The 6669-nt window shown below is 38.7% G+C and carries 6 protein-coding genes and 4 tRNA genes; all 10 read right to left on the bottom strand.

The features are described from left to right. Positions 1–264 precede the first annotated feature (264 nt). The 10 genes from Q4489_RS13135 to lolB all read right to left on the bottom strand — a co-directional run bounded on the left by Q4489_RS13135 (position 265) and on the right by lolB (position 6565). Positions 265–339 (bottom strand) — tRNA-Gln (locus Q4489_RS13135). Positions 340–409: 70 nt separating this feature from the next. After that, a tRNA-Gln gene (locus Q4489_RS13130) sits at positions 410–484 on the bottom strand. A gap of 37 nt (positions 485–521) precedes the next feature. After that, positions 522–606 (bottom strand) — tRNA-Leu (locus Q4489_RS13125). Between the two features lie 103 nt (positions 607–709). Further along, a tRNA-Met gene (locus tag Q4489_RS13120) sits at positions 710–786 on the bottom strand. Positions 787–1377: 591 nt separating this feature from the next. Beyond that, entirely contained in the window at positions 1378–2469 is a 1092-nt protein-coding gene (gene ychF, locus Q4489_RS13115) for a redox-regulated ATPase YchF (protein WP_303481084.1), read from the bottom strand. A gap of 22 nt (positions 2470–2491) precedes the next feature. Next, positions 2492–3079: an aminoacyl-tRNA hydrolase gene (pth, locus tag Q4489_RS13110; RefSeq protein ID WP_303481082.1), complete on the bottom strand. Its 588-nt coding sequence runs from the start codon at positions 3077–3079 to the stop codon at positions 2492–2494. Positions 3080–3096: 17 nt separating this feature from the next. Continuing rightward, on the bottom strand, positions 3097–3717 hold the full coding sequence (locus tag Q4489_RS13105) for a 50S ribosomal protein L25/general stress protein Ctc (RefSeq protein ID WP_303481079.1): 621 nt from the start codon (positions 3715–3717) through the stop codon (positions 3097–3099). A gap of 288 nt (positions 3718–4005) precedes the next feature. Continuing rightward, the gene (locus Q4489_RS13100) at positions 4006–4953 is read right to left on the bottom strand and encodes a ribose-phosphate pyrophosphokinase (protein ID WP_074496363.1); all 948 of its coding nucleotides are present in this window, start codon (positions 4951–4953) and stop codon (positions 4006–4008) included. 129 nt (positions 4954–5082) lie between these two features. Beyond that, complete coding sequence (gene ispE, locus Q4489_RS13095) at positions 5083–5946, bottom strand: 4-(cytidine 5'-diphospho)-2-C-methyl-D-erythritol kinase (protein WP_303481077.1); 864 nt, start codon at positions 5944–5946, stop codon at positions 5083–5085. A 1-nt stretch (position 5947) separates the two neighbouring features. Beyond that, positions 5948–6565 carry a lipoprotein insertase outer membrane protein LolB gene (lolB, locus tag Q4489_RS13090; protein ID WP_303481074.1) on the bottom strand — a complete coding sequence of 206 codons (618 nt, stop codon included), beginning with the start codon at positions 6563–6565 and terminating at the stop codon, positions 5948–5950. Between the last annotated feature and the right edge of the window lie 104 nt (positions 6566–6669).

Genomic DNA, 6669 nt, shown 5'->3' with positions numbered 1-6669 from the left:
TACTGGAACGCTAATACCTTAGGAATGCCAGCGCGTCTACCAATTCCGCCACTCCCGCATTTTGTTTGCATAGTTTAGAGAGTTTACAACTCTATGATACTGGAACGCTAATACCTTAGGAATGCCAGCGCGTCTACCAATTCCGCCACTCCCGCATTTTGTTTGCATAGTTTAAAGAGTTTGCAGCTCTGCGTATTGAAACGCTGATGTTCTTATTAATTAGTAGGTAATTTACGTAATAAGTAATGGAACATTGGTAAGAATTGGCAGGGGTAAGAGGATTTGAACCTCTGAATGACGGGATCAAAACCCGCTGCCTTACCGCTTGGCTATACCCCTTCCGAAATTCTTAATCTTGAAACATTGATGATTTGTACTCACCACTTTCTTTATTGATGTTGAAAGAAAGTGGCAGGGGTAAGAGGATTTGAACCTCTGAATGACGGGATCAAAACCCGCTGCCTTACCGCTTGGCTATACCCCTGCAATGTTTCTTATTCTCGCAACATGTGTTGCTTGAATGGTACGGGAGGAGAGACTTGAACTCTCACATCTTGCGATACTGGAACCTAAATCCAGCGCGTCTACCAATTCCGCCACTCCCGCATTTTTTTGCATAGTTTAAAGAGTTTGCAACTCTAGATACTGGAACGCTAATTCCTTAGGAATGCCAGCGCGTTTACCATCTCCGCCATTCTTGCATTGTAAATGGTGGCTACACCGAGATTTGAACTTGGGACCCCATCATTATGAGTGATGTGCTCTAACCAGCTGAGCTATGTAGCCATTTACAATCTTGCCTCTCAGCAAGTGGCGCGTATTATGCAAATCTGCTCACGCTTCGTCAACCGTTTTTTTCTAAAAAAATCACTCTTTCTGCTTGTTTGGCTAAAGAGTCGCCAAACCGGCGCTATTCTATGCAAATTCTTTGCGTTTTTTTAACAAAAAGCTTTTAAATTAAGAAAACTTTTTAAACTGAAGTTAGTGTGTGTTGATCTTTTATATATGATCTGAAGTCATTAGTTTACTATTTGTACAAGATGACTCTTTGTCCGTGTAGTTATTTTACTCAATAGAATGATAATAATGCAGAATTCTAAACGACTACCTTTTATCTTCATTTACTGCACCTTGACTAAACCACGTTTAAGTTGAATAAAACTCATACCACAAATTCAAGACGCGCTAATAAATTCAATATGTTATGACCAAGTAAAAATGTTGGGGGGGGATTTTTATCATATTTAGAAGTTTGAAATAGTAAAGTTATGCAGGTTCAACTTTATAAAGAGAGTGATTAGTTGAATGTTCTTTAAAAGGCAGGTATTAAAAAAGGGACACACAGTCCCTTTATCTACTTTAATAACGTGTAAAACATTACACGTTAAATCTAAAATGAACTACGTCACCGTCTTTAACAAGGTAATCTTTACCTTCTAAACGCCATTTACCGGCTTCTTTGGCACCTGACTCACCATTGCATTCGATAAAATCATCGTATGCTACTACTTCAGCGCGAATAAAGCCTTTTTCAAAGTCAGTATGAATAACACCGGCAGCTTGGGGAGCTGTTGCATTGTGTTTTACTGTCCATGCACGAACTTCTTTTACACCGGCGGTGAAATACGTTTGTAGATTAAGTAAACCATAGCCAGAGTTAATTACGCGGTTTAAACCTGGTTCTGTTAAGCCCATTTCTTCCATAAATATTTCGCGATCTTCTTCGTCCATTTCAGAAAGTTCACCTTCAATTTCAGCACAAACAGGTACCACTACAGCGCCTTCTTGCTTGGCAATTTCTCTTACTTTGTCTAAATAAGGATTATTTTCAAAACCGTCGTCATTTACATTAGCAATGTACATAGTTGGCTTAACGGTTAAGAAGTTTAAATATTTAACGGCGGCTAACTCTTCTTTACTTAATTCAAGTGAGCGGATCATATTACCATCTTCAACATGTTGAAGAATTTTTTCTAATACCGGAAGTTCAAATTTTGCATCTTTATCGCCACCTTTAGCTTTCTTCGTTTGGCGTTGGATAGCGCGTTCTGCGGTATCCATGTCAGCAAGAGCTAATTCGGTATTGATCACGTCAATATCATCTTCTGGACTAACTTTACCGGCAACATGAACGATATTTTCATTTTCAAAGCAACGAACTACATGGCCGATGGCATCGGTTTCGCGAATATTGGCTAAAAATTTGTTACCTAAGCCTTCTCCTTTTGAAGCACCAGCGACTAGGCCTGCAATATCAACGAATTCCATTGAAGTAGGAATAACGCGCTCAGGGCTAACAATTTCAGCCAGTTTATCTAATCGAGGATCCGGCACAGGTACAACACCTGTATTAGGCTCTATGGTACAGAACGGAAAGTTTGCAGCTTCAATACCTGCTTTAGTTAATGCGTTAAAAAGGGTTGATTTACCAACGTTGGGTAAGCCAACGATACCACATTTAAATCCCATAGTTTTTTACCTGTAATCGTTATTAAGCTTGTGCTTTAAAGGAGTGTAATCTGTTTTGTGCTACTTTAATGTCTTTTTTTTGCCAAATCTCAAAACAGCGGCTTGCTTCATCAATACTTTGATCAATAAGTGCTTGTTCACTGGCTGGTGCTTTTCCTAACACATGACCGGTTACTTTTTCACGGTGTCCGGGGTGTCCAATACCGATACGTAATCGGTAAAACTCTTTATTATTGGCTAACCTAGAAATAATGTCTCGTAAACCATTATGACCACCATGTCCGCCACCTTTTTTGATCTTGCAAACACCAGGTTCCATATCTAGTTCATCGTGTGCAACCAAAATATCGTCAACGGGTATTTTATAAAAATTGGCTAAAGGCGCTACTGCTTGGCCACTTCTATTCATAAAGGTTGTTGGCACAAGTAAATGCACAATATTGCGACCAATATTGCCTTTACCATAAAGACCAAAATATTTTTTTTCAGGACGGAGAGAAATGTTATAACGTGCGGCAAGTTCTTCAACAAACCAGACGCCTGCATTATGACGAGTATTTGTATATTCGGGGCCTGGATTACCCAGGCCCACAACTAACTGAATAGTCATTTAAGGGCTGGCCTTAATTATTCTTCAGTAGTTTCTTCTTCAGCTTCTTCGTCGTCACTGCTTCCACCTTTAGGTGCATTTGCAGTTACAACAGCTTGGTCGTGGTCTTCACCTTTTGATAACTCATCTGAAGTTACACCTTTTGGAAGTGTTACGTCTGATAAGTGCAATGTTTGACCAACTTCTAAGCCAGCTACGTCAACTTCAATAAACTCTGGTAAATCGCCAGGTAAACATGTTACTGCGATTTCAGTGATGTTGTGAGCTACGATACCACCACTTTTCGTCACTGCTTCTTCGTTTAAGAAGTGAATTGGAACGTTAGTGTGGATTGGGTGAGCAGCATCTACACGCATAAAATCTAAATGCATGATGATTTGCTTGAACGGGTGACGTTGCATATCTTTAACAAGACACTCAACAGGCTTACCGTCAACATTTAACGTTAATACTTGTGAGTAGAATGCTTCTTCTTGTTGTGCACGGAAAACTTTGTTGTGCGCAAGTGTTAAAGAAACAGGCTCTTTGCCTTCACCGTAAAGGATTGCTGGAACTTTATTCGCGTGACGTAGGCGGCGGCTCGCACCTTTCCCTAAATCAGTACGTACTTCAGCATCCAAAGTAAATATATCAGTCATTGTTATTACCTAATGTAAAAGTATAGTTTTGGTTGTTTTTTGCGACCAAAAACAACCGCGTAATGCTTTTCTAACCGCGCTTTTAGCGCTCAGATAAAAAAGGCGCGGCATAATAACATTATCATTTGATGAATACTAGCCGAAGTTAGCAATAAAGCGGGGCGTGATTTAATTAGCTAATAATAGTGAGAGCTAAGCACAATAGCAGGCGTTAGTTTGAGTGAAGCAGCTGTTGATATGAAAAAAATGGCTCTTAAAATAAGAGCCATTTATCTATTATTTGTTTTATTAATTATCAAACATCGCTGAAATAGATTCTTCATTGCAAACGCGACGTATAGCTTCAGAAAGCATACCGCTCAATGTTAATTGGCGAACGTTTTTAAGCTTTTTAATTTCAGGAGAAAGCGGGATAGAGTCAGTAACAATAACTTCATCAATCACTGAATTTTTTAGGTTTTCAGCAGCATTACCTGAAAGAACAGGGTGTGTAGCATAAGCAAAAACGCGTTTAGCACCATGATCTTTTAATGCTTCAGCAGCTTTAGCTAATGTACCACCAGTGTCTATCATATCGTCTACAATAATACAGTCGCGACCAACTACATCACCAATAATATGCATTACTTGAGCGACGTTTGCTTTTGGTCGGCGCTTATCAATGATTGCTAAATCTGCATCATCAAGAAGTTTGGCAACAGCACGAGCTCGCACTACACCACCAATATCAGGTGATACAATTACTGGGTTATCTAACGCTTTTTCTTGCATGTCTTCAAGTAAGATTGGCGTACCAAATACATTGTCTACAGGCACATCGAAGAAGCCTTGTATTTGTTCTGCATGTAAATCTACTGTTAGCACACGATCAACACCAACACTTGAAAGAAAGTCAGCAACAACTTTTGCGGTAATAGGTACACGAGCACTACGTACTCGGCGATCTTGTCTTGCATAACCAAAATAAGGCATTACTGCAGTAATACGACCAGCTGATGCACGACGAAATGCGTCGATCATCACGATCAATTCCATTAGATTATCGTTAGTTGGGGCACAAGTAGATTGAATAATAAAAACGTCAGCACCACGAACATTTTCGGTGATTTCAACGCTGATTTCACCATCACTAAAACTGCCAACCTTGGCCTCACCTAAGGTGATGTATAAGCGATTAGCAATTTTTTTGGCCAGTTCAGGGGTGGCATTACCCGCAAAAATTTTCATGTCAGGCACAGGTAGTTCCTCAGAAACTTTTGACATTGGTTTATCTTTCATACCGTTATCAATCACTAGGATAATAACAGCACACATTAACAAAAAAGCCAACTACTTAGGCTTTTTTTATACAACTTTTTTACTGTGTTATCCTGTTTTCAACATCGCTATTTTCTGATGAAGTGGAGAATGATTAACACCTTTTGCCACAAAAGAAGAGATATTTTCCGGTAATAAACGCTGCACTTTTTCAGCCTCTTCTTTGGAAGAGAATCGACTAAAAATGCAAGCACCAGTACCCGTCATCTGAGACGGCGCGTATTCTATCAACCAAGCTAATAGATTGGCAACCTCAGGATAGTGTTTTATTACGAAAGTTTGACAATCATTATGGCAGTTTTCTATGTCCATTTGGTCAAGTTTTATTTTTGGCGTGTCTCGGGTAAGCGAAGGAGCGGTAAATACTGACTGAGTTGAAATACTGACCATTGGTTTAGTAATCAAGTAATAATCTTCTTTGGGATTGACTGGTGTTAACTTTTCGCCAATGCCTTGTGCAAATGCAGCATAGCCATGAATAAACACTGGTACATCAGCCCCTAGAGATATACCGATGTTGGCTAGTTCATCTAGTGATAATTGCAATTGCCACAAATAGTTTAAAGCAATTAATACTGTTGCAGCATTTGAAGAGCCTCCACCAAGCCCACCACCCATCGGAAGTATTTTGTTTATTTTTATTTGAACACCTTTAGTTGTATTCGAGTATTGTTGCAGGGCCTTAGCTGCTTTAATGATAAGGTTATCTTCATTATTAACGTTGGCAATAGGTGTTAATAATGTAATGGAACTTGAAGACATCAAGGTTGCAATTTCTATGGTATCACCAACATCTAAAAACTGAAAAACCGTTTCTAGTTCGTGATAGCCGTCGGTACGTTGTCCTACAATATGCAAAAATAAATTAAGTTTTGCTGGCGAAGGAAAAGAAATAAAAGTATTTGTCGACATGTTACAAAGTCCACTCACTGATCAATAATTTTATGGTCAAATTTTGATGTTTAATGGTTAATTTTTTTGCCAGATAAAGCGAGTTTATAGCTTGATAATTCTCATATTCTACTTGCCAAGGAAAAGCATAATTTTCGGTAGTTAGCCTTGAGGGTAATTTCTTATCTTTTGCAAAGTAGATCTGATCAGTTTTATTCGCAGCAAGTCCAAATAACCATTGTGTTAACTGTGTAGTAGGTAAAGGGTAACCGGTGAAAGAATCAAGTAACCTAGAAAGACTAGTATCTGTATAAGATTTTCCATCAAGTGTTAACGTATGCAAGCCTTCCAAAGAGGTAAGAGAAAAAACCTGAATGCCTAAATAAGTGGTGAGGGTGAGTTGCTGTGCTTGAGTTTTAGGAAAATATTGCCAATATATATTCGCGCTTTCGCGTTTTTTTCCTTCTAGAAATGCAATTTTACCTGTTAATTTCCATTGATTGAGTTGAGCTATTTTCGCTTGACGCTCCTGATAAGAATCAAGGTTGTTAAATGTGGTATTTTTTTCACTAGGTAAACTTGAACAGGCATTAATAAAGCTACAAAAGGCAATAATTAGTAATACTCGTACTTTTATCATGGTTTATTTCTTTCAATTAGTCGGTTTATTTCGTAAAATTACGCCGTTCGCAGCGTGTGGCTAACCGTCATTATTCAATTATTTGTGTGTATGATACACCACTA

The sequence above is a fragment of the Thalassotalea sp. 1_MG-2023 genome, assembly GCF_030546745.1.
GTDB lineage: Bacteria > Pseudomonadota > Gammaproteobacteria > Enterobacterales > Alteromonadaceae > Thalassotalea_C.
The sequence above is the reverse complement of the archived record's forward strand: the minus strand, read 5'-3'. Positions and strand labels throughout refer to the sequence as shown.

What these genes read in the sequence shown, in the direction of transcription:
- ispE (WP_303481077.1), bottom strand. Translation starts at nt 5,946, where the DNA reads ATGTCGACAAATACTTTTATTTCTTTTCCTTCGCCAGCAAAACTTAAT.
- lolB (WP_303481074.1), bottom strand. Translation starts at nt 6,565, where the DNA reads ATGATAAAAGTACGAGTATTACTAATTATTGCCTTTTGTAGCTTTATT.
- Q4489_RS13105 (WP_303481079.1), bottom strand. Translation starts at nt 3,717, where the DNA reads ATGACTGATATATTTACTTTGGATGCTGAAGTACGTACTGATTTAGGG.
- pth (WP_303481082.1), bottom strand. Translation starts at nt 3,079, where the DNA reads ATGACTATTCAGTTAGTTGTGGGCCTGGGTAATCCAGGCCCCGAATAT.
- ychF (WP_303481084.1), bottom strand. Translation starts at nt 2,469, where the DNA reads ATGGGATTTAAATGTGGTATCGTTGGCTTACCCAACGTTGGTAAATCA.